Origin of the sequence: Nannocystis pusilla (assembly GCF_020073745.1) — a bacterium.
In the GTDB taxonomy this organism is placed as follows: Bacteria; Myxococcota_A; Polyangia; order Nannocystales; family Nannocystaceae; genus Nannocystis; species Nannocystis radixulma.
In genome coordinates, this window is the sequence record NZ_JAIRAU010000059.1 from 130103 (window position 1) to 156548 (window position 26446).

The 26446-nt window shown below is 69.8% G+C and carries 23 protein-coding genes and 2 pseudogenes; 14 read left to right on the plus strand and 11 right to left on the minus strand.

Annotated features, from left to right (window positions below; translation table 11 throughout):
• Positions 1-116: 116 nt before the first annotated feature.
• From K7C98_RS42050 to K7C98_RS42060, 3 genes are all read left to right on the plus strand, one after another.
• A complete protein-coding gene (locus tag K7C98_RS42050; RefSeq protein ID WP_224197595.1) occupies positions 117-728 on the plus strand; it encodes a putative sensor domain DACNV-containing protein in 612 nt (203 codons plus the stop codon).
• Positions 729-978: 250 nt separating this feature from the next.
• Positions 979-2202: an IS110 family transposase gene (locus tag K7C98_RS42055; protein ID WP_224197596.1), complete on the plus strand. Its 1224-nt coding sequence runs from the start codon at positions 979-981 to the stop codon at positions 2200-2202.
• Positions 2203-2369: 167 nt separating this feature from the next.
• The gene (locus K7C98_RS42060) at positions 2370-3023 is read left to right on the plus strand and encodes a hypothetical protein (protein WP_224197597.1); all 654 of its coding nucleotides are present in this window, start codon (positions 2370-2372) and stop codon (positions 3021-3023) included.
• A gap of 270 nt (positions 3024-3293) precedes the next feature.
• Here the strand turns inward: K7C98_RS42060 and K7C98_RS42065 are convergent, their stop codons facing one another.
• Positions 3294-3929: a metallophosphoesterase gene (locus tag K7C98_RS42065; protein ID WP_224197598.1), complete on the minus strand. Its 636-nt coding sequence runs from the start codon at positions 3927-3929 to the stop codon at positions 3294-3296.
• Positions 3930-4277: 348 nt separating this feature from the next.
• Between K7C98_RS42065 and K7C98_RS42070 the strand changes: the two genes are divergently transcribed.
• Together K7C98_RS42070 and K7C98_RS42075 are read left to right on the plus strand one after the other, a co-directional pair.
• Positions 4278-5339: a class I SAM-dependent methyltransferase gene (locus K7C98_RS42070; RefSeq protein ID WP_224197599.1), complete on the plus strand. Its 1062-nt coding sequence runs from the start codon at positions 4278-4280 to the stop codon at positions 5337-5339.
• 122 nt (positions 5340-5461) lie between these two features.
• Positions 5462-6193, plus strand: coding sequence for a TetR/AcrR family transcriptional regulator (locus K7C98_RS42075; protein ID WP_224197600.1), 732 nt, complete (start codon positions 5462-5464; stop codon positions 6191-6193).
• 87 nt (positions 6194-6280) lie between these two features.
• Here the strand turns inward: K7C98_RS42075 and K7C98_RS45365 are convergent, their stop codons facing one another.
• Entirely contained in the window at positions 6281-6730 is a 450-nt protein-coding gene (locus K7C98_RS45365; protein ID WP_346660340.1) for a MerC domain-containing protein, read from the minus strand.
• Positions 6712-7152, minus strand: coding sequence for a Fur family transcriptional regulator (locus K7C98_RS42085; RefSeq protein ID WP_224197602.1), 441 nt, complete (start codon positions 7150-7152; stop codon positions 6712-6714). The genes K7C98_RS45365 and K7C98_RS42085 overlap by 19 nt, the downstream gene beginning before the upstream one ends.
• A gap of 102 nt (positions 7153-7254) precedes the next feature.
• Between K7C98_RS42085 and K7C98_RS42090 the strand changes: the two genes are divergently transcribed.
• A complete protein-coding gene (locus K7C98_RS42090) occupies positions 7255-7917 on the plus strand; it encodes a hypothetical protein (protein ID WP_224197603.1) in 663 nt (220 codons plus the stop codon).
• Between the two features lie 9 nt (positions 7918-7926).
• On the plus strand, positions 7927-10407 hold the full coding sequence (locus K7C98_RS42095) for a TonB-dependent receptor (protein ID WP_224197604.1): 2481 nt from the start codon (positions 7927-7929) through the stop codon (positions 10405-10407).
• On the opposite strand, the gene K7C98_RS42100 is transcribed toward K7C98_RS42095, so the two are convergent.
• The 3 genes from K7C98_RS42100 to K7C98_RS42110 all read right to left on the minus strand — a co-directional run bounded on the left by K7C98_RS42100 (position 10394) and on the right by K7C98_RS42110 (position 13122).
• On the minus strand, positions 10394-10684 hold the full coding sequence (locus K7C98_RS42100; protein ID WP_224197605.1) for a hypothetical protein: 291 nt from the start codon (positions 10682-10684) through the stop codon (positions 10394-10396). The genes K7C98_RS42095 and K7C98_RS42100 overlap by 14 nt on opposite strands.
• 66 nt (positions 10685-10750) lie before the next feature.
• The gene (locus tag K7C98_RS42105) at positions 10751-11644 is read right to left on the minus strand and encodes a WD40 repeat domain-containing protein (RefSeq protein ID WP_224197606.1); all 894 of its coding nucleotides are present in this window, start codon (positions 11642-11644) and stop codon (positions 10751-10753) included.
• Between the two features lie 128 nt (positions 11645-11772).
• Positions 11773-13122 carry a CobW family GTP-binding protein gene (locus K7C98_RS42110; protein ID WP_224197607.1) on the minus strand — a complete coding sequence of 450 codons (1350 nt, stop codon included), beginning with the start codon at positions 13120-13122 and terminating at the stop codon, positions 11773-11775.
• A 94-nt stretch (positions 13123-13216) separates the two neighbouring features.
• Between K7C98_RS42110 and K7C98_RS42115 the strand changes: the two genes are divergently transcribed.
• From K7C98_RS42115 to K7C98_RS42130, 4 genes and pseudogenes are all read left to right on the plus strand, one after another.
• Positions 13217-13993, plus strand: a complete 777-nt coding sequence (locus K7C98_RS42115) for a hypothetical protein (RefSeq protein ID WP_224197608.1) — start codon at positions 13217-13219, stop codon at positions 13991-13993.
• Positions 13990-15203 (plus strand): annotated as a pseudogene (locus tag K7C98_RS42120) (GTP-binding protein). Before K7C98_RS42115 ends, K7C98_RS42120 begins: the two are co-directional and overlap by 4 nt.
• A 3-nt stretch (positions 15204-15206) precedes the next feature.
• Positions 15207-16379, plus strand: a complete 1173-nt coding sequence (locus K7C98_RS42125) for an FAD/NAD(P)-binding protein (RefSeq protein WP_224197610.1) — start codon at positions 15207-15209, stop codon at positions 16377-16379.
• Positions 16380-16591: 212 nt separating this feature from the next.
• Entirely contained in the window at positions 16592-17488 is an 897-nt protein-coding gene (locus tag K7C98_RS42130; protein WP_224197611.1) for a hypothetical protein, read from the plus strand.
• A 47-nt stretch (positions 17489-17535) separates the two neighbouring features.
• Here K7C98_RS42130 and K7C98_RS42135 read toward each other — a convergent pair whose 3' ends face one another.
• The 4 genes from K7C98_RS42135 to zigA are packed head-to-tail and all read right to left on the minus strand — an operon-like array spanning position 17536 to position 22498.
• Positions 17536-19401, minus strand: coding sequence for a DUF5829 family protein (locus K7C98_RS42135; protein WP_224197612.1), 1866 nt, complete (start codon positions 19399-19401; stop codon positions 17536-17538).
• Positions 19398-20399, minus strand: a complete 1002-nt coding sequence (locus tag K7C98_RS42140) for a hypothetical protein (RefSeq protein ID WP_224197613.1) — start codon at positions 20397-20399, stop codon at positions 19398-19400. Before K7C98_RS42140 ends, K7C98_RS42135 begins: the two co-directional genes overlap by 4 nt.
• Before the next feature lie 12 nt (positions 20400-20411).
• Entirely contained in the window at positions 20412-21230 is an 819-nt protein-coding gene (locus K7C98_RS42145; protein WP_224197614.1) for a class I SAM-dependent methyltransferase, read from the minus strand.
• Positions 21231-21271: 41 nt separating this feature from the next.
• A complete protein-coding gene (zigA, locus tag K7C98_RS42150; RefSeq protein WP_224197615.1) occupies positions 21272-22498 on the minus strand; it encodes a zinc metallochaperone GTPase ZigA in 1227 nt (408 codons plus the stop codon).
• A 129-nt stretch (positions 22499-22627) separates the two neighbouring features.
• On the opposite strand from zigA, the gene K7C98_RS42155 reads away from it, so the two are divergent.
• From K7C98_RS42155 to K7C98_RS42165, 3 genes are read left to right on the plus strand one after another with little or no spacing between them, the layout of a single operon-like run.
• Entirely contained in the window at positions 22628-23350 is a 723-nt protein-coding gene (locus K7C98_RS42155; RefSeq protein WP_224197616.1) for an ABC transporter ATP-binding protein, read from the plus strand.
• Positions 23347-24738, plus strand: a complete 1392-nt coding sequence (locus tag K7C98_RS42160; RefSeq protein ID WP_224197617.1) for a DUF3526 domain-containing protein — start codon at positions 23347-23349, stop codon at positions 24736-24738. The genes K7C98_RS42155 and K7C98_RS42160 overlap by 4 nt, the downstream gene beginning before the upstream one ends.
• A 14-nt stretch (positions 24739-24752) precedes the next feature.
• Positions 24753-26147 (plus strand): DUF3526 domain-containing protein, encoded by a 1395-nt coding sequence (locus K7C98_RS42165; protein WP_224197618.1) that lies wholly within the window; start codon positions 24753-24755, stop codon positions 26145-26147.
• A gap of 44 nt (positions 26148-26191) precedes the next feature.
• On the opposite strand, the pseudogene K7C98_RS45370 reads toward K7C98_RS42165, so the two are convergent.
• Positions 26192-26422 (minus strand): annotated as a pseudogene (locus K7C98_RS45370) (hypothetical protein); the annotation flags it as partial.
• Between the last annotated feature and the right edge of the window lie 24 nt (positions 26423-26446).

Consider the following 26446-nt stretch of genomic DNA (forward strand, 5'->3'; position numbering starts at 1 on the left):
GAGAGCATCCGGAGGAGAGCCTGTCTGCCGATGGAGAGATCACCCTCAGTAAGTCCCAGGTTCTGTGGGTGTTACTGGCCCTTGTATGGGCAGCGACAGTCGGATACTCTTCCGGAGTGAACCGATCGATTCACTACCCCGCAGATCTAGCAAGGGTGACAAAGGAGCGATGGCGCAAGCATAGCGATGACTTTCGACTGCCCAAACTCGACACGCTTGCTCGATTACTTGCAGTCGCATTCTTCTCCTCACTCGAAGCGGAGGAGGGCCGAGATCTGATCTTCGGATTATGCTGCATTCCAGAGGGCGCGCGTCTACTACATTGCGGCCGTTCGTGCCAGAAAGAGTACACCGGTTGCGAGATCCTCCGTTTTGAGCATCCACTTCCCTTGGAGGTCGAAACACTTCGCAAGCTTGCCCCTGCCGTGTCATCACACCTTGGCTACGTCTTGGTTGAATGGAAAAGTCAAGGGCGAAGTCAGGATGCACTCCAAATTACCGGCATTGCCCACTTCGGCACTTCGTGGACTCTCGCCAAGAAGGGCTTCGGGGAGAAAGAGGTTGACCCGCCGCACTCGCTCCTCATTGATATCCAGGGCCGGGGCGATCTGACAGTTTCGGTAGGTCGCTGGCAGGTCGCCGCGTTTTCACGGGGCAGTGTCTTGCCTAGTCAATCTAGCCATCTGCAACTGAGTTTCCCACCGGCTGGCGCCGACCCGCGGGGATGAAACGGCCCTGGGCCCCCGTGGGGAGGTCTTGGCGGGTATTGCGCGATTTCGCGCGAGGGAGTATTTTCGCCGCGAATGCCGGCGCAGAGGTCGTTCACGCACTGGTGCAGGGTGAGCCCGTTTCTGAGTTGGACCGGAGGGCCCGTGAGCACCCTTGGTTGCGAGCAGGAGGTCCTTGGACCTCCTGGAGCGCGTTTGAGAGACTTCGAGTTAGGGGCCCTCATGCCGGCGTTCTTCACGGAGGATCGCCATGGAAGTGATGCACGGGACTTGTGCGGGCATGGATGTCCACAAGGACAGCATCGTTGTCTGCGTGCGACGAATGAAGGGCAACAAGGTCGACAGGGAGGTCCGGACCTTCGGCACGATGACCTCGGAGCTGATTCGGCTGGGGGACTGGCTCGAGGACAGCGGCTGTACGGTCGCAGTCATCGAAGCGACCGGCGTGTACTGGAAGCCTGTCTGGCAACTCCTCGCGGGTCGTGTCGAACTGGTGCTGGCGAACGCGCACGAGGTTCGCAACGTGCCTGGTCGCAAGACCGACATGAACGACGCGATGTGGCTCGCGGACTTGATCGCGCACGGGCTTGTGCGTGCGAGCTTCGTGCCACCCGAGCCGATCGCGGATCTGCGGGATCTGACCCGGACGCGCAAGCAGCTCTCGCGCGAGGTCGTCGAGCATACACAGCGGATCCAGAAGGTGTTGGAGACCTGCAACATCAAGCTTGCCTCGGTCGCCTCCAACATTCTGGGCAAGAGCGGGCGGGCGATGCTCGAGGCGATGGTCGCGGGCGAGTCCGATCCCGTGAAGCTCGCCGGCCTCGCCCGCGGGACGCTGAAGGGCAAGCGCGGCAAGCTCATGGAGGCGCTCCGGGGTCGTGTGCGCGATCATCACCGCATGCTGATCTCGACGCACCTCCGGCTCATCGACTCGCTGCAGGCATCGATCGCCGAACTCGAGAAGCGGATCGAGGAAGAGCTCCGCCCTTTTGCTAAGGCCGTCGAGCTACTCCAGACGATCCCTGGAGTCGGACCGACGGCCGCGCAGACCATCATCGCCGAGGTCGGCGTCGATATGAGCCGCTTCCGCTCCGCAGGCCATCTGCGCTCGTGGGCAGGCCTGTGCCCCCGCATGGACGAGAGCGCCGGCAAGCGCCGCTCCAACCGTATGCGCAAGGGTAACGCGTGGCTCAAGACGATGCTCATCCAGAGCGCATGGTCCGGCATCCGCAAGGAAGGTTACCTCTGCGCGCTCTTTCATCGCGTCCGAGCGCGGCAGGGCAAAAAGAAGGCGATCGCCGCCGTCGCCGCCGCGATCCTCACTGCGGTCCACGGGATGCTCCGTGACGGTGAACCTTACCGCGACCTCGGCGCCGAACATTTCAACCGCCACGACCGCGAGCGCGCTGCGTCCCGCCTCGTTCGCCGCATCCGCGACCTCGGCTACGAGGTCGAGATGCGCCCGGCGGCCTGACGACCCCGCTCCGCAAAGCCTGGGCCGCGCGAGGAACAGACGTCCCGTGAACCCAGGCCCAGGCCGCGCGGAGAGGGCCGTTTCTTGAGAGCGAACTGTTGCTGGACATTAGATGGGCGACAGAAGCGATCTGCGGGACAGCGAGCGTGGACTTGTCCGTTCTCTACATGAACACGCTGTATGCCATGCTAAACAGCGTTGAGTCGAAACATCACGGAGGAACCATTATTCTTGCCGACAAGCGCTGGGTGGCGAAATCGTCGGATCGATTCTTGAAGAGAAAGTACAGATTGGCGGACTGCACTATTTTGCGCGAATCGTTTCGCAGGTTTTGGGCGGCACGCGAAAAGGCGCTGGAAGGGGTATCAGCAGAGACCCGCCGAAAATCGTCTGATGACGACTACTTGGAGATGTTTGCGCGTTCCCCCGCTGTTGGGGCCGCCCGACGAGCACTTAATGCGGCGGTGAATGCTGTTGCAGGATTTTCGGGAGTTGACGGCGCCGTCCTTCTCGGTACAGATTTGATCTGCCATGGATTTGGCTGTGAGATCTTGACAGACCGGACTAAACCGGTTGATGGCTATCCTGTCGATCACAAGGGCAGGATTGGCAAGACCCCTTTCAACAGCGAGCAACGTGGAATGCGTCATCGATCTGCTCTTAGATTGTGCGGCGCAGTCCATCAGCGCCAAGTAACCGCGTTCGTTTGTTCGCAGGATGGTGGAATTAGTATGTTTCGCAGAGAATCGGCCGGCGACGACAGGGTGCTTGTTCGGAGAATTGTGCCTGTGAGCTTCGCCTCGTATTTTCCTTTGCCTTGATCACAATTGGATGCCAGGGCACCCACTGCCCACTGCGGCAGCGCACGCGGCCCCCGACCGGCTGTATGGGCACCTACACGGAGCGTCGTGGGAGGGCGTAACCGTTCGACGAACCTCGTCGTGACTTGCGGCTGGTCCTCGGCTACACGCTCGGGAAGTGAGCGACGAGCGCCGATACCCGAGCGTGACGGCTTCGAGGGCCTCAGCCTTGCATTGCGGAAAGCCGCGCCGGTCGACCAGGGCATGGAGACTGCGTGATCACGGACCGCGTCACACCGTCCTAAGTCGCGCACGCGGAGGGTCTCCGAGCTCGATAGCGAGAATCCGCAGTTCGTGGCCGGTGTATTGCACGCGATCGAGTTCGTCGAGGGACGGACGCGGGAGCCCGGTGACGTTGAGCTGCGGCACCCACGAGCCCGTGTTGAACACGCGGCGCGGGTCTTTTTGGCCATACGGGGCCTGCGCGTCGACGAGCAGGTGGGTGTGGCCGAACGCGACGATGGTGGCGTCGCCGCGGCCGAGCAGGTCCCTGGCCCGACGGTCCATGCCGTGGGGGTAGATGCGGTTGAGGGTGCGGTGGGCGGCCTCGGCGTCGTTGTACACGAGGTCCATGAAGAGGGTGCCCCAAGGACGCTCGAGGCGCGGGCCGTCGGGCGCGTCGAGGATCGGCCGGTCCCAGTGGTCGAAGCAGTTATCGTATGAGTACTGGTTGCCGTGTTCGATATGGATCCCGCGTTCGTGGATCTCGCCGCCAGCGACGAACATGAAATGCGGGGAGCATGGATTTCCGATCGCGGTCCGCAGAGCCGCCTCGACGGCGGGCCAGTGGTAGTTCGGATCGTGATTGCCGGGCAGCAGGCAGACCTGATTGCCGGCGCGGATGAAGTCGGCCAGCGCCTGGAACACGCGCGGATGCCCGTCACGCGCGCGCTTCGGGCGCTGTTCGTGGGCCGTCCACCGCAAGGCTTCGCGCGATCGCCGCTGTGCCCGCAACTAGAGCGTCTCGATCCTCTGCCGTGATTTTCGACAGAATGTTGAAAATTACCCATTGGGTGTTCGTCGCGGGCGCTCCCGCAGCTCCGCGTCCTCGCGCCTCGGGATGCCAGGATGTAGTCGAAGCGGCCCTCTCACGTCGCGCTCTCCCGCGCGATCGAGCGGCCGCGGCGATCGCCCTTGTAATTTCTGACATCATGTCGAAAAATAGGTTCGCGCCGCGATAGCCAGCGACGCGACGACACGAGAAGGAGATAGACGATGAAGCTACAGCTTGTCCCCGACAATGACGCAGAGGCGGCCCTGCTGGCGCGCGGCGAGGTCCCCGAGCCCTTCTACGCGACGTGGATGGGGCTGGCGTGTAGCCACGCCCTGATCGCAGCGGTCGAGCTCGGCCTGTTCGACCGGCTCTCCGATGGGTCGCGGACGGCGAGCGAGCTGGCGGAGACGGTCAGCCGCGACGTCCACGGGCTGACCGTGTTGCTCGAGGCCCTCGCGGGGTTCGAAATGCTCGCGCGCGAGGGCGAGCGCTTCGCGCTGACGCCGACGGCGACGCGATGGCTGGTCCAGGGCTCGCCGGCGTGCTTGACCTGGTCGATTGCGCTGGGCGTCGACATCGACCGCCAGCTGGCGCGCCTGGTGCCCGCGCTGCGCTCGCGGATGGAGGGTTTTCACCAGTCCGGCGATGTCGACTGCTGGGCGCGCTATCTGGCGCTGCTGAACGGCAGCGCGGCGTACGGCGCCCGCGCCCTGGTGGAAGCGCTCGAGTTCGCGGCGCCGCCGCGGCGCATGCTCGACGTCGCGGGCGGACCGGGGCGCTACAGTGCGGCGCTGTGCGGCAGGTACCCCGAGTTGACGAGCGACATCTACGAGCTGCCGGAGCCGGCGCGCGAGGGTGCGGCGCGGCTGCAGCAGGAGGGGCTGGCAGGCCGGGTCCGCTACCACGTCGGCGACGTCTTCGAGCGGCGCTGGCCGGAGGGTGAGTACGACTTCGTACTGGTGTCGCATTTCCTGCACTGCCTGCGCGAGGAGCAGGCGCGCGAGGTGGTGCGGCGCGCCGCGAAGGCGCTGCGGCCCGGCGGGCTGCTGGTGATCAACGACGTGTACTGCCCCGACCCGAAGGAGCCGCTGCGCGCCGACACGGCGACGTTCTCGCTGGTGTACTACGCGACGACCGGCGGGCGCACCTGGCCGCCGTCGACCTACGCGAGCTGGGCGGCCGCTGCCGGGCTCGCGGAGTTCCGCTGGCGGCGCGTGTCCCTGAGCGGCGTGTTGTGCGAGTCGACGCGTCCGCCAGACGGAGGGCCAGGCGTCGTCGACTGACGCGACGTGTGAAGCGCGCCCGCCGCCCGCTGCTCGCTCGCTTCGAGCGCCGAAGGCCAAGACTGTGGGCGGCACGCCCGGATCGGCGGCTCATGGCGCGCCCTTGCCCTGCGACCGCGGCGATGGTCGAAGGGGGGGCCGCTACGACCGCTCTTGAACCTTCTGACATCTTGTCGAAAAATCGAGCCATGGCGAAGTCATCGCGGGCCACCCCCGTGGCGGTCCGGCCCCGGGGGCGGCCGCCGAAGATCTCGCGCGCCGCGATCGCGCGGGCAGCCCTGCAGCTCGGATTCGCCGACGTGACGCTCGTGAGCGTGGCCGAGGCACTCGGCGTGTCGCACACGACGCTCTACTCGCACGTCGCCAATCGGGCCGACCTGGCCATGGCGGCGCTCGATCTGCTCTACGCCGAGGCGCCATGGCCCGAGCCGCGCGGTCCGTGGCGTCCGTTCCTGCACGCCGAGGCGTGCGTGTTGTGGACGGTTCTCGAGCGCGACCCGGCGCTCGTGCTGGCGTCGGCGGCCGGCGGGATGTCGCCCGGCGCGCTCGCCCACTTCAACGTGGCCGCGGGGGTGCTCATCGACGATGGTTTCCGGCCCGAGGCGGCGCTGCTGGCGGTCGACACCGCGTTCGACCTCGTACACGACGTGTTCGCGCGCGGGCAGCAGTTGGTGGAGAGCGTGCATGCGCGCGAGCACGGAGAGACCTGGCTCGACGCGCTGGATCGCCGGCTGCGCGCACCGGCGCGGCGGGCCGTGGCAAACCCACGACGATGGTTCGAACGCAAGCTGCAGCTCGTGCTCGACGGCATCGCCGCCGGACTCTCGCCTCCCGCCCGCGGAGAAGCATCATGACGACCGACAGCAGCTGCGCGACCTGCTCACGCCGGCCCGCCCCTCTGCTCGACGCTCATGTGCAACTACGGCGCACAGATGGGGTTGTCACGCTTCAGGGGCTCGGGCTCCACCGGCTGGGAGGGAGAGCAGGTGCGTCCCGATCATCAGCGACGCCGCGATTGAGGTGCTGACGAGCTCGAGTGAGCTCCCCTCGGCCAACCCGTGGGCATGAGTCAAGGCGAGCGTCAGTACACCCAGCGTGTATGGCACGGCAGGGAGCAGGCGCCGCCTGGCTAGGCTGAGACCGACCGAGATCGTAGCGAGGGCAATGAGAGCCCACGCCAGTAGCCCCTCGAAGCGTTCACTCACGACCAGCGGAAACAGAACCACCAGCAGCGGCGTAGCGAGGCAATGGATCAGGCACAGGGACGAGGCTACGACGCCGAGTCGATCGAGACCGCGCCGAAATTTCAGTTCAGGATATTCCACATCGATCTGCTTGTTGCGTCGAGCGCGGCTTCGACGGTCCGCGGGTCTCAGGCGCACCGCATGCACTGACCCTTGAGTAGGATCTCGGAGACGCGGTTCACGACCGACTTGAGCGAACCGGGCGCAGGAGTGAGTTTGACCCGCACCTGGTCGAGGCAGGTGATTTCGCCGCACTCGACGCAGACGAAGTGCGGGTGCTCGCTCTGCGTCTCTGTGTCCTGGTCACGCAGCTCGAACCGCCACACGTTGTCACCGACGTTCACCCGGTTCACGAGGCCCGCGCCCTCGAGGTCGATCAAGTTGCGGTAGAGCGTGGCCGCGTCGAACTCGCGATCGGCGAGCGCCTCGACCAACTCGCCGTGGCTGAGCGGCCCGCGGCGGGTCTGGAAGTGCTGCAGCACGGCCACACGCGGCCCCGTGCAGCGCAAGCCGGCCCCGCGCAGGAGGTCGCGCAGAGCGTCCAGGGAGGTAGACTTCGAAGGGGCCATCTTCACGGCAGGGTATCGCGGCGACGACGGGTCGCAGCCGGCATGTGGTTCATGCGCCGACGCGCTTGACAGCGCGCGTCGGCCTCGACTAGTGTCGCCCACATGCAAACGTATTGCAAGAAGATTCTCGGCGCGGCGGCGCCCGCCGCGGCCCTCGTGGCGGCCCTTGCTGCCGTCGCCTGTGAGGATCACGGCGACGATCACGATCACGACCACGACCACGAGAACGAGGTGATCTCCCAGGTCGAGCTGACCTTCACGCCGGCCGGCGGCGGCGCACCGCTCGTCTTCAAGTTCGACGATCCCGACGGCGACGGCGGGGCTTCCGGGACGGCCGAGCGCATCGAGCTCGCGTCGGGCGTGGAGTACACGCTGACCGTCCGTTTCCAGAATTCGCTCGTGGATCCGCCCGAGAATCTCACCGGGGAGATCGAGGCCGAGGCCGAGGACCACTTCGTGTTCGTGGTCGGCGACGTGGCGGGCCCTGCGTCGTCGGCCTCGACCGCGCTCGTCACCCACGCCTACGCGGATGTCGAGTCGGACTACGGCACGAACGCGGTCGGCGAGGATCTGCCGGTCGGGCTCGTCAACACGATCACTGGCAATACCGCCGGCACCGGCAAGTTCCGCGTGATCCTGCGCCACCTCCCCGAGGTGAACGAACAGCCGCAGAAGACCGGCGAGCTGCCCGCGGATCTCGCCGCGGGACGCGACCTCCCGGGCAGCGTCGACGTGGACGTCTCGTTCGACCTCATCGTATCGTAAGGCGAGCGATTGGCCGCGGAACTCGTCGCACTCGTCCTCCACCTGAGCCTCTCCGAGCCGGCCGCCTCGCCGACTGCACCCGAGCAGCCGGCGTCGGCGAGCGGCTGCTCGGCGGTGTGGGTCGCGTCCGTCGTCGAGGCGGGCACGACCGAGGGCCTGGCGGGCGCGCGGCTCGAGCTGCGGGCGCCCGGCCGGAGCTCGCCGATCTACGCGCGCACCGACGAACACGGGCGAGTCCGTGTCGACGGCCTGTGCGCGGGCGAGATGCAGGTCGTGGCGGAGATGCCGGAGCACACGCCCGCGCGCCTCGAGGTCGCGGTGTCGGGGTCGACCACCACCTCGCGCATCGAGCTCGAGGCCATGCACCCGCGCCACAGCGATCACGTGATCGCCGTCAACGTCCACACCGAGCGCCCCACTGGCGTGTCGGCCAGCCAGTCGCTCGCGGGCGCCGAACTGGCGCGTACGCGCGGCCAGGGCCTGGCGGACGCGCTGTCGGGCATGTCCGGGGTGGCGACGCTGCGGGGGACCGCCGGCGGCATGAGCAAGCCGATGATCCGCGGCCACGTCGGGCGGCGCAACCTCATCGTCGTCGACGGCATCCGCCACGAGGGCCAGGACTGGGGCATCGACCACGCGCCCGAGGTCGACCCGAACGTCGCCGACCGGATCACCGTGGTCAAGGGCGCCGGGACCACGCGCTTCGGCGCCAAGGCGATCGGCGGCGTCGTCTTGCTCGACTCGCGGCCGCTGCCGCAGCGGCCGAGCGTCCGCAGCGAGATCGGCACGGTCGGCTACTCGAACCCGCTCGGCGGCGGCGGCTCGGCACGCATCGACTGGGCCCCCGCGCGCGCCCGCGGCTTCGCCATCCGGGTCGAGGGCAACGCGACGCGCCACCGCGCCGTCGTCACGCCGACCTACCCGCTCGACAACACCGGCGCGGCGACCTGGAACGCCGGGACGCAGCTCGGCTACGCGAGCGACGCGGTCGACTTCGGGGTCGGCTACCGCGTCATGCGGACGGCCGGCGGGATCTGCACGTGCTTGCGGATCTCGAGCCCCGAGGACTTCAGCAAGAGCCTGGCGCGCTCGCGTCCGATCGGCGCCGAGCTCTACCGCAAGGACTTCGAGATCGAGCGGGCGAAGCAGGAGATCTGGCACCACCTGGCGTTCGCGCGCGCGCGCGTCGGGCTCGGCCGCGCCGGCGAGTTGCACGCGCTGTACTCGTTCCAGTTCAACGACCGCAAGGAGTTCGACGTCGTCCGCAAGAGCGTCGAGGGTCCGCAGCTGACGTTCGGTCTGGCCACGCACGCCGCCGAGGTCCGCTACGAGCACGCGCGGCTGCAGCTCGGGCCGTGGTCCCTGGTCGGCACGCTGGGCGGGACGTTCAGCCACCAGACCAACCGCTTCACGTCGTCGTCGACGCTGATCCCCGACTACCGCCAGGCTAGCTGGGCCGTCTACGACATCGAGCGCTTCGTCCACGAGCGCGTCGAGCTCGAGCTGGGTGCGCGCTACGAGGGGCTGCACCGGAACGCGGCGCTGGGAGAGCGCGACTTCCTCAGCCAACAGGCGAGCGGGCGCCTCGACCCCGGCGCCTGTCCTGCGAGCGGCGACGGCGGCACCTGCGAACGCGGCTTCCACACCGCCTCCGCCACGCTCGGTGCGCTGGTCCGCCCGGTGCGGCGCGCTCCCGAGTTCACCTGGCGGACCCAGCTCAACTCGTCCGCGCGGATCCCCTCGATCGACGAGCAGTTCATGAACGGCGCCGCCCCGTCGTTCCCGATCCTCGGCGTCGGCAGCTCGAAGATCGGCGTCGAGCGCTCGTGGGGCGGCGAGTCGACGCTGCAGTACGACGGCGACTGGCTGCTCGTCGAGGCGGCCGGACACGCGGCCTACATCGACGACTACATCTATTTCGTGCCGCAGCGGCAGGAGGGCCAGTGCGCCCCGCTGAGCTGCACGTCGCGCGGGCCGCTGCCGGTGTTCGCCTTCACGCCCGTCGACGCCTTCTTCGGCGGCGGCGAGCTGCGCTTCGATCTGCGAGCGCCGCGCTTGCCGTTCGGACTGGCCGGCAGCGCCTCATGGGTCCGCGCGCTCGACCTGCAGACGAACGCGCCGCTCGCGTTCATCCCCGCCGATCGCTACTGGCTCGCGGGTCGCTATTACTTCCCCGACACCCGCGTGTCGGGGCGCGGCTACATCGAGCTGAACACCACGATCGTCGCGCGCCAGCGCCGGTTCCCGGCGGACGTCGACTTCAGCCCGCCGCCGCCGGCCTACGCGCTGCTCGGCGCAGGAGCCGGCGTGGAGTTCATGTCGGAGCGGCGGCTGTTTCGCCTGAGCCTGATCGGCACCAACCTGCTCAACACGCGCTACCGCGATTACACCAGCCTGCTGCGCTACTTCGCCGACGAGGCCGGCTGGGGCTTGCAGCTCCGCTTCGCGGTCGACTTCGACGTGCCCCTCGACGAACCTACTCGCCGGTGACGAACGCCTCGCCCCGCGCCTCGCCCGAGGAGTCGGAGCCGTCGTCCGCTCCCTCGCTCGAGCTCGAAGAGGTCGGGCCATCGAGCCCGGGCAGCTCTCCGATCGCGCACGGGCCGACGTTGTCGGGATCGAGGTCCCGTCCGTAGCGACAATTCTCCCCGCACCAGGGACACCCGATGCCGCCTCCGGTGTGGCACATGCCCGGATCCACTGCCGCGTCGCACTGCGTCGCAGCGCCGAGCAGCGCGAGCAGGAACAACCGAAGCGGGAACCGCATGTTCGATCCGTACCAGCCATCACGCCTATGCGCCAGATGCACGTGCTCGCCCGCCCGCAGGGCCAGCTAGGGCAACCGCCAGAGCGCGACCCCGCCGACCGCGTCGGTCGCCAGGAACTCGCGGCCGCCGCCCGTCCATGAAATTACCGAGATGGCGCCCTCGTGCGCGCCGACGCCGACGAGCGGTGCGATGGCGTTCGCGAGGTCCCACGCGCGCACGCTGCCGTTCGCCGCGCCCGAGGCGAGCAGGAGACCGCGTGGCGCGAAGGCGACTGAATTGACGAGGGCGTCGTCGCCGGGAAGCTGGATCGGCTCACTCCCCTCCGGTCCGCGACCGCGAAAGTCCCAGACGATCACGTCGGGCTCGCCGCTGGTGGCGAGCATCGACGAGCGCGAGTCCCAGGCGAGCGACTTCACTTTCGACGCATAGCCGCCCATGCGTGAGTCCTCACCGCTGGCGAGCCGCCAGAAATGCACGGATGCGTCCTGTTCGCCGCAGGCAACGACGTGGCCGTCGGGGCTCCACGCGAGCGAGATCATGGAGCCCTTCCACGCGAGTTTGCGGACCACCTTGCCGGTGCGGGCGGTCCAGATCGTGACGCCGCCGTAGTGGGATGTAGCGACCCGCTCGCCGGCGCGGTTCCACGCGAGTCCGGTGACGGTGCTCGGGTGCGGTTCGAGGCGGGCGACGGTCGCTCCGCTTGGCCGGACGATTTGCACGACTCGACCCGATGCGAGCGCCAGGTACTCGCCGTCCGGGCTCCAGCTCAGGTGCTCGACCCACGCGGCGTCGTCTGCCAGATCGAGGTGCAGCGTGCCGTCGTCGCTCCATACGCGCGCATGGCCGTCCTGCCCGGCGGTCGCCAGCAGAGGGAGCTGGGGGTGCCATTCAAGCGCCAGAACCCCGCCAGCGTGAGCATCCCTGGCCCATCGGACAGCTCCATCGTCTGCGGCGAACACCGTGATCCGGCCTGACGCAGACGCGACAGCAGCGCCGGCCTGGGATAGATCCGCGGCCGTCGCGAAGTCGTCGACCCGCGTACGCCAGCGAGCCGCGAGCCGCGGGAGCGATAGCGGACGCGACGCGGTCACCGAACGCATCCCCACAGGCCGGCCTGCAGTTCGGCGCGGTCGAGGTTGCGGCCGATGAAGACGACCTGGTTGATCCGCGGATCGTCGCCCCACGGCCGCCCGGGCTGGCCGTCGAACAGCATGTGGACCCCGTGGAACACGTAGCGGCAGTCGTCGCCGCCGAGGTCGACGATCCCCTTCATGCGGAAGATGTCGGCGCCCTGCTCGCGCAGCAGCTTGCTGAGCCATGCATTGATTCGGTCGGGGTCGAGGGAGCCCTCGACGAGGAGGCCGACCGAGGTGATCGCGGCGTCGTGCTCGTGGCCGGGATCGTAGAGCCGGCCTGTGAGCGGCGCGACGTTCCGGCCCTGGCTGTCGCGCAGCGAGAGGTCGAACTCCGCCGGCTGGTGCTCGGTGAACAGCGCGTGGAGGCCCGGCTCCGCGGCTCGCAGGCCGAAACGATTTGGACCGGCGGGCGGCAGCATCAGCTTGTAGAGCCGCCCGCTCGCCTGCAGCTCGTAGCCCGGGAGCACCGACGCCGCGGGTTCGGCGAAGCGCCGGACCGCCCGCTCCTGGGCCGCGGCGAGCGCGTCGGCGTCGGCGCGGGCGACCGGCAGGGCCACGAGCTTCATCGACGCGTCGGGGCCGTCGTGCAGCTCGAGCGTGTGCGCGTCCGCCGAGAGCTCGACGATCGCGCCCCACTCGAACGGGTACTCCGGCTCGAGGAACGTCGGCTTGACCTCGAGCGCGCGGGCGAGGTCGAAGCCGCCGACGTTCAGCACCGCGTCGATGTCGACCGCGGCCTGCCGGGCCCGGACGATCCGCGCCATCGCGTTCATCCCACGGATCCGCTGCTCGAGCCGGTCCAGGTGCTCGGGCTCGACCAGGTCGGTCTTGTTGACGACCACGACGTCGGCGAAGGCGATCTGCTGCCGGCACTCGTCGCTGTCGTCGAGGTGCAGGTGGACGTGGTGGGCGTCGACGAGGGTGACGATGCCGTCGAGGCGGACCTGCTCGCGCAGCTCGTCGTCGACGAAGAAGGTCTGGGCGACCGGGCCCGGGTCGGCGAGCCCGGTCGTCTCGACCAGGATGTGGTCGAAGCGGTCGCGCCGCCGCATCAGCCCGTTGATGATCCGGATCAGGTCGCCGCGCACGGTGCAGCAGATGCAGCCGTTGTTCATCTCGAAGATCTCCTCGTCGACCCCGACGACGAGCGCGTGGTCGATGCCGATCTCGCCGAACTCGTTCTCGATCACGGCGATCCGCCGGCCGTGGCGCTCGGTGAGGATCCGGTTGAGGAGGGTGGTCTTGCCGGCCCCGAGGAAGCCGGTGAGGACGGTGACCGGGACGCGAGTATCGCTGGGCATGCGCGGCTTACGCTGTACCATTCATGCAACCAGGTTGCAATAACTCTCAGATGTCTCTTGCAATCGTGTTGCAAGAGTGGAAGCATGGTCGCGCATGTCCGACCTTGTCGAGGTCGTCGCGGTCGCCGGTCCCCGTGGGCCGATCCGGGAGCCGTTGCGCGCCCGCTTTCTCGCCGGCGGGGCCGCGGGCCAGGCCGTGGCGCTGTGCACCGACGACCCGGCATGGGGCATGGGCTGCGAGTGCTGTGAGCTCCGCGGGGCGCTGCTCGCCGCCGTCACCCGGATCGTCGCGGACCCGGCGGTGCGGCGGCTCCTCGTCGACGTCGGCGATGGGACCGTGCTCGGAGAGGTGGTCTCGGTGCTCCGGTCGCCGATGCTGTCGCGCGTCCTCGAGTTCGTCGGCACGGTGGGGCTCGTGCGTGAAGAGGAGCTGTCGCTCCGCCCCGAGGTCGCTGGCGCTGCGCGACCGCTCGTCCGGCTGAGGCGCGCGGGGTTGATCCTCGTCCAGGGCGGTGCGCCGTTCGTCGCCCGCGTCCGCGAGGAGTGCCGGGACGCGCGTGTCTTGCCGCTCGACGGCGGCCTCGAGGTCGCCGCGCGGGTCCTGTCCGGCGGCAGCAGAGGCGGCGGGCACGAGGTCGTGCGCAGCCGGCCCGTCCGGCTCGCGGGGCTGGAGGCGTGGCTCGACGCCTTGCCGGACGAGGTCGTCCGTGTGGACGGCGACGCGCTCGTCCTCGAATGGCCGTCGAGACGCGCAGTGGTGCGCAAGCTCGGCGGCCGCTCCGAGATCCGCTCGCTCCCGCGCGACGGGCTGGCGGAGACGCGGCTCTGGGCCGTCTCCACGCGGGACGGCGTCGCGCCCAAGGAACTATGACGCAATCGACGCTCGATCCTCGACTCCCCGTCACCGTGCTGTCCGGCTTCCTCGGCGCGGGCAAGACGACGCTGTTACGCCACCTCCTGACCAATCGCGAGGGCCTCCGTATCGCGCTCATCGTCAACGACATGAGCGAGATCAACATCGACGCCGAGCTGGTGCGGCAGGGCGACGCGCAGCTGCGGCGCGTCGACGCCCGCCTGGTCGAGCTCTCGAACGGCTGCATCTGCTGCACGCTGCGCGAGGACCTGCTCGTCGAGGTCGCGCGGATCGCCCGTGAGGGGCGCTTCGACCACCTCGTCGTCGAATCGACCGGGATCTCGGAGCCGATGCCGGTCGCGGAGACCTTCACCTTCGAGGACGCGCAGGGCCAGCGGCTCGACGCCGTCGCGCGCATCGACACCATGGTCACCGTCGTCGACGCGGCTGGCTTTCTCGCCCACTACCGCAGCCCGGACTCTCTGCAGGCGCGCGGGCTCGCCGTCGGTGAGGGAGACGAGCGGTTGCTGGTCGACCTGCTGGTCGAACAGGTCGAGTTTGCCGACGTGCTCGTCATCAACAAGACCGACCTCGTCGACGCCGAGACCCTCGGCCGGCTGCGCGCGCTGCTGCGCCGCCTCAACCCCGCGGCCGGCGTGCTCACGGCGGAGCACGGCCGGATCGCGGTGCGCGAGGTCCTCGGCGCGCGCCGCTTCGATCCGGAGCGCGCCGCGCAGGCCCGCGGGTGGCTGGCCCAGCCGCGCGAGCTGGTCAAGTCCGAGGCGCAGGAGTACGGGATCGGCTCGTTCGTGTACAGCGCCCGCCGGCCGTTCCACCCCCAGCGCCTGTATGAATTCATCACCAATCGCCTGCGCGGCGTGCTGCGCTCCAAGGGCTTCGTGTGGCTGGCGACCCGCGAGGGCTGCGGGCAGTGGTCGCACGCGGGCGTCGCCTGCACGCTCGGCGCGGCGGGCCCGTGGTGGACAGACCTGCCTGAAGAGGCATGGCCGAAAGACCAGGAGGCGAGAGGCGAGATCGCGGCGGTCTGGGACCCAGACGTCGGCGATCGCCGGCAGGAGCTGGTGTTCATCGGCCAGCGGCTCGACGAGGTCCGCCTGCGCGCGGCCCTCGACGGCGCCTGCTCACCCCGACCGAGTTCACCGCGGGGCCGATGACGTGGCGACGCTTCCCCGATCCGTTCGGCGCCTGGGACGCGCCGGGGGAGTGACGCATGCTCGACTGGTTGATCGTCGGCGGCGGCGTCCACGGCACCGCGATCTGCGTCCAGCTCTTGAAGCGAGGACGGGTGGCGCGCGACCGGATCCGCGTGCTCGATCCCCACGACGAGCCGCTGGCCCGCTGGCACGCCTTCACCCGCAACACCGGGATGCCGTTCCTGCGCTCGCCGGTAGTGCATCACCTCGACGTCCAGCCGGCGGCGCTGCACCACTTCGCGGAGACGGAGGCGCCGGAGGCCCGGTTCACGCGGCCGTATCGGCGGCCCTCGGTCGAGCTGTTCCGCCGTCACTGCGAGGCGGTGATCGACCGCAACGACCTGCGCGCGCTGCGGTCGCGCGCCACGGCGCTGCAGTTACGCGCGCGCGAGGGCGGGCTCGCGGTCGAGACCGACGCCGGCGTACTCACGGCGCGACGCGTGCTGCTCGCGCCGGGGGCCGGCGACCAGCCGTATTGGCCGAGCTGGGCGCGTGCGATTCGCGGCGAGTTCGGAGGCGTCATCGATCACGTGTTCGATCCCGGGTGGGAGCTCGAGACCTTCGCGCCGTCGGGCCGCACGGTCGTGGTGGGGGGCGGGATCACGGCGGCGCAGGTGGCCGTCAGCCTCGCCCGTCGGCACAGCGGAGGCGTCGCGCTGCTGATGCGCCACGCACCGCGAGTACATCAGTTCGACAGCGACGTCTGCTGGCTGGGCGAGCAATGCATGCGGCACTTCCGACGCACCGACGACATGCTCCACCGCCGGGACATCCTCCGCAGGGTGCGTCACCGGGGGTCGATGCCGCCCGACGTGTACCGGCAGCTCCGCAAGGCGTTGACGCGAGGGTCGGTGTGCATGATCGAGGCCGAGGTCGAGCGGGCGACCGCCGATCCGCTGGGACGGGGGATCTTGCTGCACTGCGCCGGACAGCCGCCGATCGCTGCCGACCATGTGCTTCTTGCGACCGGGTTCGATCCGCGGCGCCCCGGCGGTGCACTCGTCGACCGCGCCGTTGTCGAGCTCGGCCTGCCCGTCGCGCCGTGCGGCTATCCGGTCGTCGACGGCCGGCTCGAGTGGGGCCGAGGCCTTCACGTCACGGGCCCGCTCGCAGAGCTGGAGCTCGGCCCGGTCGCGCGCAACATCATCGGCGCCCGGTATGCAGCGCTGCGACTGGTGGAGGCGCCGTGAGGCCCGGCGGGCTCAGGTTATGCGTTCGGGGCTCGACATGGATGCATCCGCGGTCACGACTTCGGCCGCCGTGTTTTCCGACATCGGCCTCGGTGCGCCGCTCGTCGTCCACCGCTCGTGACCCGTTCTCCGGGGGTGGCGCGCGTAGTCGCAATTAAGCTTGCTCTTGCAATCTTGTTGCAATAATTATCGACAGACCACGAGAGGCATTCATGCGCCGCATCACGAACGATCTCCGAAGCATCACCGCGTTCATCTTCATCAGCACCCTGGGGCTCGGCGCCGCCTGTGCCAACGACGACGCCGAGCAGGCATGCGGGGGCAACGGGGAGCTCCACGGGGATCACTGCCACTGCGACCCCGGCTACATGCTCTCGAAGGACGAGCAGAGCTGCTTGCCGGCCGGGACCGGGGGCGACGACAGCTCCGACGCGGACACCGCCGAACCGACCGGGACGGACGGCGGGGCGACGGACACGACGGGGACGGACACGACGGGGACGGACACGACGGGAACGGACACGACGGGAACGGACAGCGACGCCGAGGAGGGCCTGATGTTCACGCCGGAGGAGGTCCGCGCCTTCACGGAGATCGTGGATACGAAGCGGGTATGGGTGCTCGAGGCGATCGAGGACACCCGCGTGCTCAACCTCGAGATCTACGAGGCATTCGGCGGGCCGACGACACCGACGACCGTCCCGCTGACCGCGGAGGAGACGAATTATGCGACGTGCGGGACCTGCCTGCTGTTCCGCGACGGGTGCGAGATGCACGACGATCATTTCCACTGCGGGCGCACGTGGATGCCCGAGGTCGGCGGAACGGTCACGCTGACCGCGCTGGGGACGAGCGCTGGCTCTCTATTCGCGGGCGTGATCGAAGGCGTGACTCTGAGGGAGGTCACGATCGCCGAGGATTTCACCACGACGCCGGTCCCCGAAGGCGAGACGATCGTGCTGGAGACGTGGAGCTTCGAGGCCACGCTCACCGAGAACAGCGGCGAGGCCGAGTGCGGAGGGCACGGGCACGAGCACGACGGCCACTGCCACTGCGACGCCGGCTATATGACGGATCCGCAAGATCCTCTCAACTGCGTCCCCGTGTGATTGCGTCGAGCAGCGCAGCCTGGGCGCGATGGCTCAGGACGCGCCGCTCAGGGGACCGCGCGGCTCGAGCCGGGCTTGACCGCGCCGAGGCGGAGCTCGGCGCGGTCCCCTGTGCATTGCAGGTGCGCGGTGCCGAGGACGAGGTCGCAGCTCGCAGCGCGGGTGAGTCGGAACGTGACTGCGAGCAACCGGGTCGGGCCGCTGCCAGGCTCGAGCGAGATCTCGAGCCCAGCGCCTGTCAACACTTCGCCGCGGGCCTCGTAGCCGAATGTGAGCAAGCCGTCGACGACGGTCTGGCGCGCAGCGGAATCGACGCTTAAGCGCACGCCGACGATGTCCGCGAGCAAGCGATCGCCGCGGAACCGGGGCCGCAAGAAGTCGCCGCGGGCGATGGCTCGCGGGTCGGTCCCCTGCGGATCGAGCCAATGGGCGAAGCCCGGCTCGTACTCCGAGGCCCACACGGCGAGCCCGTCGACCAGCAGCGCGCGCGGGCCCGTGGTCTGCTTCCACGGGATCGGCACCGGCCCGGCGAAGTCGACGTGGTCGCTGGAGAAGAAGGGTCGCAGGCCGGCAGCGCGCAGCGAGGCGAACACCCGCGGCAGCGACCCCGGCACCTCGACCCCGAAGCCGAGCCCGATCTGCCCGACGGGCTCGCCGAAGTGGTTCTGCGGCCCCATCAGCTCGAGGTACGTCTCGGCGCCGCGGACGTAGAGCACGTCGGCGTCGGGACCGACCGGGCGGAAGTGCGGCAGTCCCGCGTCGACGGCCGCGAATTCCTCGAGCAGGAAGCGGGAGGTGCGGAGCGCGGCGTGCGTCTCGGCGTCGAGCACGACGTAGAGATGGTTGAGCGGCACGGGCGGCAGCCGATGCCGGCGGAAGAAGCGGTCGATCGCGTCGACCGCCTCGCTGTGATGCGACCACAGCATGTGACCGTCCTGGAACTCGAGCAGCTCGCCGTGGATCGCGGCGAAACGTCGGGCCTGGGCGATGTCGACGCGGCGATCGTCGGTGCCGTGGATCAGCAGCGTCGGAGTCGCAAGGGCGTTCGCCCAGGAGATCGGGCTACGGGCGCGGAGCGCCGCGTCCCGGTCGACGTCGAAGTCGGGGATGCTGGCGCGGAGCGTCGGCTCGACCTCGGGGCGTGCGGCGAGCAACGCCTCCATGTCGAGCAGCCCGCTCGTGACGGCGACGGCGGCGACGTCACGTCGGTCACGCGCGAGCTGGAGGGCGTTCACGGCCCCGCGCGAGTGGCCCCACAGGAGCAAGCCGTCGCTGTCCGCGTCGGGCTGCAGCGTCATGCGGTCGATCCACGCCATGATCCGCTCGTTCTCCGCGCCGCCGATCTCGTCGCTGCCCGCGGCCGATCCGTACTCGGGGGCGAGGACGATGTATCCACGCTCGGCGAGGGCGGCGAGTTCGACGAGGCTCCCGAAGCGCAGCCGGTCTCCCTTGTCGAGGCCGCCGCGCAGAAAGACCACCACCGGCCAGCGCGTGCCCGGGACCGGGCGCGGGCGCAGCACAGCACCCTCGAGAAACGTCAGACACCGGCCATCCTGGAGGGCGACGAAGCCCGACTCGGGGAAGGCGGCCGCGAGCTGCGCCCGCGTCGGCGCCGCGTCCAGCGGGTCCGGCTTGCCGGCGAGGGCGGTGATGAACGCGTCGTGCGAGGCGAACCGCACCGCGCAGGCGACCGGCGTCGGTGGGTCGACGGCTGGCGAAGGTTCAGGGACGAGCTCGCGAGTGTCCGGCTCGATCGCCGGCGCGTCCGCGGCTGGCGAAGGTTCAGGCACGAGCTCGCGGGTGTCCGGCTCGATCGCCGGCGTGTTCGCTGCTCCGCAGGCGACGAGGTGCGCGAGCGCGGCTGCGAGGCCTCGCCGGGCCCACTTGCTTCGCCTCGGCTCGCCGGTGCTCATCGATCGACCTCCATCAGGGCGTGTCGCGGCGAGCATCGACCGGAGCCGTCGTCGAACCAGGTGCGGACGAGGGGGAGCACACCGGGCTTGTCGTCGCCGATGAAGGTGGATCGCAGCTCGGAGTAACGCGCGAGCACGGGGGCCGCCCGCGCGCGGAGGGCCACGTCGTCGTCGTTCTCCTGGTGACCGACGGGCACCGCGTAGACGAAGCGCCCCTCGGCGGACTCGAAGGTCGGGATGTGGATGAATTCACGCTCGACGAATTCACCGGTCATGGCCTCGTGCTCCGCGGCCTCGGCGAAGAAATCGACGGCGTATTCGGGGTAGCCGAACAAATGGCCGTAGCCGCGGAAGCGCCGGGTCGTGGGATCGGCGTCGACGGCGTCGACGATGGCGAGGGGCGGCTCGTCCGCGGTGACGCCGATCGCGGCGAACAAGTCGGCGAAGGCCTCGACCGTCTCGCGCATCCGCACATCGTGGAAGACCACGCCGTCGGCGTAGGCGAAGCCGTCGAAGGTCGCGTGGAACACCTGGACGCTCGCGGTCAGCTCGGAGGTGCAGGTGAACTCGGTTAGGATCGTGCGCAGCGCGTCCAGCTCGGGCGGCGTCGGCCCGGCCGCCGGATAGCTCAGCTCGGCGAAGCCCGAGCTCATCGGCTTGATGTCGGCCGCGATGGTGTAGAGGGCTTCGCGGTCGAGCGCGAGCAGCAGCAGTTCCTCGGCCTGGGCGCGCAGGTCGTCCGGCAAGCGCTCGAGCGGGAAACACTCGGAGCACGGGACGGCCGGCGGCCCGGGGAGGTCGCCGCTGGTGTCGGTCGCGCTCGTGTCGTCGCCGGTGACGGTCGGCGCGGCGTCCGTCGCCGTGTCGCCGGTCGTCGTCGCGGCCTCGGTGGTGCCGTTCGTCTCGGACGCCGCGAGCTGAGGGTCGGCGCCGCAGCTCGCGGCCAGTCCTGCGACGATCCATAATAACCACCATGGTGGTACGAACATTTCACGCATGACGTCGCTCCTTCAGGCGCCACGCACGCCGAGCCCGAGGAGTGCGGTTTGTTGATAGCGGATCTCACCGCCACCCAGGCGGTCGCGCAGATCCCCGACGACGCGGGCGGCGAGGCGCTCGCGGTCGTCGGCCGCCATGCCGTTCAAGAGCGGCGCGAGCAGCACGTTGGCACGCGTGTGGACGGCCCAGAACGCGTCGACGTCCGCAGCGACGAATTCGTGCGTGACCCGCGAGACCTCGACCTGTTCGAAACCAGCGTCCGCGAGCGCGTCGTGCATCGCCTCCGGCGTGGCGAGCGGCAGCTCGAGCGGCGGGCCCCCCGGCCCGGCCATCGCCGCGCGCAAGCACTCGGAGAGGACGACCGGCGGCGTCCCTGGATCGAGCGGGGCCCAGGACCCGACGACCGCGCGCCCACCCGGCCGGAGGACCCGCCGGAGCTCGCGCAGGCCGAGCGCGCGATCGGGGAAGAAGATCAGCCCGAACATCGAGACCGCGGCGTTGAACTCCGCGTCCGCGTACGGCAGCGCCTGCCCGTCGCCGACCACGGCCTCGACGTTGCCGAGCCCTCTCTCCTTCGCCTCGGCCCGGAGCCGCTCGATCATCACCGGCGAGAAGTCGAGGGCCGAGACGTAACGAACCTCGGGAGCGACGAGCAACGCGAGGGTACCGGGGCCCGCGGCGACGTCGAGCACGCGCGCGTCTCGGTCCGGGCGCGCGAGCTCGACGGCCGCCCGGGCATAGCGAGCGAGCACGGGGGCGAAGAGATCGGTGTAGCCGGCCTCGACGCTGTCCCAGGCGATCGGTTGTTGAAAGGTGGCAGGAGAGGTCATCGCGTGACGGTCCTTTGGAGAAAGTGTCGAGCGCACGCGCTTCAGGCCGACACGGAGGCCGGCTCGGCGCGCATCTCGGGGAAAGGGTCTTCGAGGGCGATCCAGGCTCGCGGCCCGCCACGCATCTCGTCGGGGGTCAGCAGGCACGCGTCGAACTCGGCGGTCAGCGCGTCGCGGTCCATGCCGCTGCCGATCAGCACGATCTCCTGACGACGGTCGCCCCACTTCGGGCGGAAGTGGCGCTCGATCTCCGCGCGCGCGGCAGGGTCGTCGGGCCATTTTCGGCGCGGCTGCGTCGCCCACCACAGACCCGCCTGACCGACGCGCAGGGTTCGACCGGCGTGCGACCAGCTCATCGCTTCGTTCATTCGCGTGGCGAGCCAGAAGATCCCCTTCGAGCGCAGCACGCCTGGCCATTTGCGCTGGATCTGCGCCCAGAAGCGCCGCGGATGGAACGGGACGCTCGCGCGGTACACGAAGCTCGAGATCCCGTACTCGAGCGTCTCGGGCGTGTGTTCGCCGCGGATCTCCTTCAGCCATCCCGCGGCCTGGGAGGCGCGGGCGAAGTCGAAGCGCCCGGTGTCGAGCACCTCCGACAGCGGCAGCTCGCCGTGGGCCGCGCGGACGATCCGGGCTTCGCGGTTGAGGCTGCGGAGGATCGCTTCGAGGCGGTCGAGCTCCGCGGGCGTGGCGAGGTCGGCCTTGCTGACGACGAGCACGTCGGCGAACTCGACCTGGTCGACGAGGAGGTCGGTGATCGTGCGCCGGTCCTCGTCGTTGAGCGCCGCGCCGCGCTGACGGAGGCTCGCCGACGCCTCGTAGTCGCGGAGGAAGTTGACCCCGTCGACCACCGAGACCATCGTGTCGAGCCGCGCCACGTCGGCGAGGCGCGCGCCCTGTTCGTCAGGGAACGTGAAGGTCTCGGCGACCGGGAGCGGCTCGGAGATGCCGGTCGACTCGATCAGGAGGTAGTCGAACCGGCCCTCGCGGGCGAGGCGGGAGATCTCGACCAGCAGGTCCTCGCGCAGCGTGCAGCAGATGCAGCCGTTGCTCATCTCGACCAGGCGCTCGTCGACCCGGCTGAGCGCGGCGCCGCCCTCGCGGACGAGCTGCGCGTCGACGTTGATCTCGCTCATGTCGTTGACGATGACGGCGACCCTGAGACCGGCGCGGTTGCGCAGCACGGCGTTCAGCAGCGTCGTCTTGCCCGCGCCGAGGAAGCCGGACAGCACGGTGACGGGGAGGCGCGGATCGGGCGGAGTCTCCACGCGCTCGACGGTCGCACAGATGCAATGACATTGCAAGAGCAATCTCATATCGAAAAAGTCGTCGGGATCCTTGCCTGGGCAGAAACCACCTGCGATCCCTACCGTGTCGAAGCGAGACGGAGTCGGACCATGCTGCGTGCCGAGGGGCTGACGAAGCGATACGGAGAAGTGGAGGCGCTCGCGGGCCTCGAGCTGGAGGTGCGGCCCGGGGAGGTGTACTGCCTGCTCGGCCCGAACGGGGCGGGCAAGAGCACGACGATGAATTTGTTCCTCGGCTTCGCCGCGCCGACCGCCGGCCGCGCGTGGGTGTGCGGCCTCGACGTGCAGCATCACCTGATCGAGAGCAAGCGGCACCTCGCGTACATCCCCGAGCAGGTCCACCTCTATCCGCACCTGAGCGGCGCGGAGAACCTCGAGTACTTCGCGGGGCTCGGCGGCAGCGCCGTGTCGGGGCCCGAGGTCGCGGCCCTGCTCGAGCGGGTGGGGCTGCCTGCGGCAGCGCATCACCGCCGCAGCGGCGAATACTCCAAGGGGATGCGACAGAAGGTCGGGCTGGCGCTCGCGGTCGCCAAGCGGGCGCGCGCCCTGCTCCTCGACGAGCCGACCTCCGGCCTCGACCCGCGCGCGTCGTTCGAGTTCTCGCGGCTCGTGCGCTCGATGTGCGACGAGGGCGTCGCCGTCTTGATGGCCACGCACGACCTCTTCCGCGCCCGCGACCTGGCGAACCGGATCGGCATCATGTCCGCCGGGCGGCTCGTGTGGGAGGGCGGCAGCGGCGACCTCGCGGGCGAGGACCTCGAGCGCGTCTACCTCGAGCACGTACGCCGCGCCGCGGAGGAGGCGGCGGCATGATCGGCCGGATCGTGCGGCACGAGCTGCGCTCCGCCTGGCGCGACGGCCGGATCCGCAACGTGGTCGTGCTCACCCTCGCCTTGCTGGCGGTCGCGGTGATCGTCGGCGCGACGAATGTGCGCGCCCTGCAGGCGCAGCGCGAGGAGGCGGCGGCGCTGGAGCGGGCCAACTGGCTCGAGCAGGGTCCGAAGAACCCCCACGCGGCGGCGCACTTCGGGCAATACGCGTTCAAGCCGATCTCGGGGCTCGCGCTGTTCGACCGCGGGGTCGACCGCTACCTCGGGAGCGCCGTGTGGCTCGAGGCGCACCGCCAGAACGCGCTCGTGCATCGTCCGGCCGACGACGCGCCGGCGGTCCAGCGCTTCGGAGAGCTGACCGCCGCGAACATCCTGCAAGCGATCGGCCCGCTGCTCGCGCTGCTCCTGACCTTCGCGGCGATCGCCGGCGAACGCGAGCGCGGCACGCTCCGCCTGCTCGTGGGCCAGGGCGTCAGGCCGCAGGCGCTCGTGCTCGGCAAGCTCGTCGCGGCGATGCTGGTGCTCGCGCCGCTGCTGTTCGTGGCGCTGCTGTCGGCGGCGGCGCTCGGCGGTTGGGCGGGGCTGCCGCGCGTCGGCTTGCTCGCGCTCGGCTACGGCCTCTACCTCGGCTGCTTCGCCGCGCTCAACCTGGCGATCTCGGCGCGCGCGCGCAGCTCGAGCGCTGCGCTGGTCGGCTCGCTCGCGCTGTGGGTCGCGGCGGTGGTCGCGGTCCCGCGGATCGCCTCCGACATCGCCGCCTGGGCCTATCCGACCCCGTCCGAGCACGACTTCTTCGCCCAGGTCGCGCGCGACATCAAGCAGGGAATCAACGGACATGACCCGAAAGACAGCCGAACCGAGGCCCTCAAGGCCGGGCTGCTCGCCCGGTACGGCGTGAAGACGGTCGAGGAGCTGCCGGTCAACTTCGCCGGGGTCGCGCTGCAGGCCGGTGAGGAGTACGGCGACCGCGTCTACGACCGTCGCTACGGCGAGCTGCACGCGATCCACCGGCGTCAGGCGGACCTCCGGCTGGCGCTGGCGCTACTATCGCCGCGGCTCGCCTTGCAGCCGCTGTCCGCCGCGCTGTGCGGCACCAATCTCGCCGCTCACCGCGAGTTCGCGGCGGCGGCCGAGGAGCACCGACGAGCGCTCGTCCGCCGCCTCAACGAGGACGTCGCGCAGCACCCCGGCGCGAGCCCGTTCGAGTACCTCGCGGGGCCCGAGCTGTGGCGCGAGCTGGGTAAACTCGGCCAGGACGACGCCGACCCGTCGCCCGCAGATTTGCGCGGCCTTGCGATCCTCGCTGCGCTGTTTCTCCTGGCGACGTCGCTGGCGCTCGCGTCGGCGCGGCGCCTCCACGTCGACCCCTGAATCCGGAGAGCCTCGTGCGGCCCTCGCTCCTTCGATCCCAACTCCGCCTCCTGCTCCGCGAGCCGACGTTGCGACTCGGCGCGCTCGTGCTGCTCCTCTGCTTCGGGTACGCCCTCGCCCGCGGTCGCGCGTGGGCGCTCGCGGACGCCGAGCAGCTCGCTCGCGTGCAGCACGATGTCGATGCAGCAGTCGCGCAGAAGCGGGAAGAGGTCGCGGACGTCGAGGCCGGCCGCGTGCGCGCCGAGGAGAGGCCCTTCGCCGGCAGCCCGCTCGATTACAAGGTGGCCGCAGCGTTGCCGCCAGGGCCCCTCGCCGCGCTCGCCACCGGGCAGCGCGACCTCGCCGCCAGCGTCGCCGAGGTATCGCTGTGGGGCCGCAGCGATACCGTCCTCACCCGCCAATCGCTCGCCGATCCAGAGCAGCTCCAGGCCGGCACCTTCGACGCGGCGTTCGTCGTCGTGTACCTGCTGCCGCTGCTCGTCATCGGCCTGACCTTCGATCTGCTGGCGGGGGAGCGCGAGCGCGGCACCTTGCGGCTCGTCCTCTCGCAGCCGATCTCCCCGGCGGGCTTCTTGCTGGCCAAGTTCGCGGCGCGGCTCGTCGTGCTCGTCGTGCTGCTCGGGCTGTTCGGCGTCGCTGCGGCCGTGGCTCTCGGGACGGCCGTCACCGTCGCGTTGCTCGCCTGGCTCGCGGTCGCGGCCGTCTACGCGCTGTTCTGGTCCGCGCTGGCCTTCGCCGTGAACACCCGCGGTCGCAGCTCGACCGCCAACGCGATGACGCTCGCCGGCGCGTGGGTGTCGCTGGTGCTGCTGTTGCCGGCCGCGATCAACACGGTCGTCGAGCAGGCGCTCCCGCTGCCCTCGCGGATGGTGCTGGTCGGCGAACTCCGCGCCGCCGAGAATCGGGCTGCGGCGTGGATCCACGACCACCCGGAGCTCACCGGCGACGACGCGTTCGCGTGGGCGCGCGGCTACTACCGGGTCCAGCGCACCATCGAGGAGGAGACGGCCCCGCGCTTCGCAGCCTTCGCCGCGCAGCTCGAGGCGCGCACGGAGCTCGTGCGCGCCTCGTCGTGGGTATCCCCGCCGGTCCTCGTCCACGAGGCCCTGAGCGAGCTCGCTGGAACGGGCCCGGCCCGCCACACGGCCTTCGGCGCGCAGGTGCTGGCGTTCGTCGACTCGCTGCGCGGTGAGATGGCGCCGCGGCTGTACGCCGGGCGGCGTCTGACAGCCGGCGAATACGACGCGCTTCCTCGGTTCACGTTCGTCGAGGAGGGGCCCGCGCAGGTCGCCGTACGCCTGGTGCCGCCGCTCGGGCTGCTCGTCGTCACTTCCGCCGGCCTGCTGCTCTGGGGGGTCCTTCGCCTGCGGCGTGGAGAGCCGCCGGTGAGCGGACCGCAGGTTGGATGAACTCCGAGCGACGGAGTCATCCTCGCAGGCAGAGGTCGCGCCTATCAGGTCAGCGTCACCCGTCCGTGATGGTCGCAGTGGCCGCCATGCGGGTGGTGGAGATGGTCACCGACCAGGTAGTCCACGTGATCTCCGTGCGGCACGGCCGGGTGACCGCAGTCGGCGCCGTGGGTATGACCGTCGGTGTGACCGCGGCAGCGGTGCTCCGGCGTGCATCCGTCGGGGTTGGCGTCGGAGACCTCAAGTCGATGCTCGTCGTAGTGGTCCGCGTGCGGTGCACCGCGAAGGCGAGGAGGCGA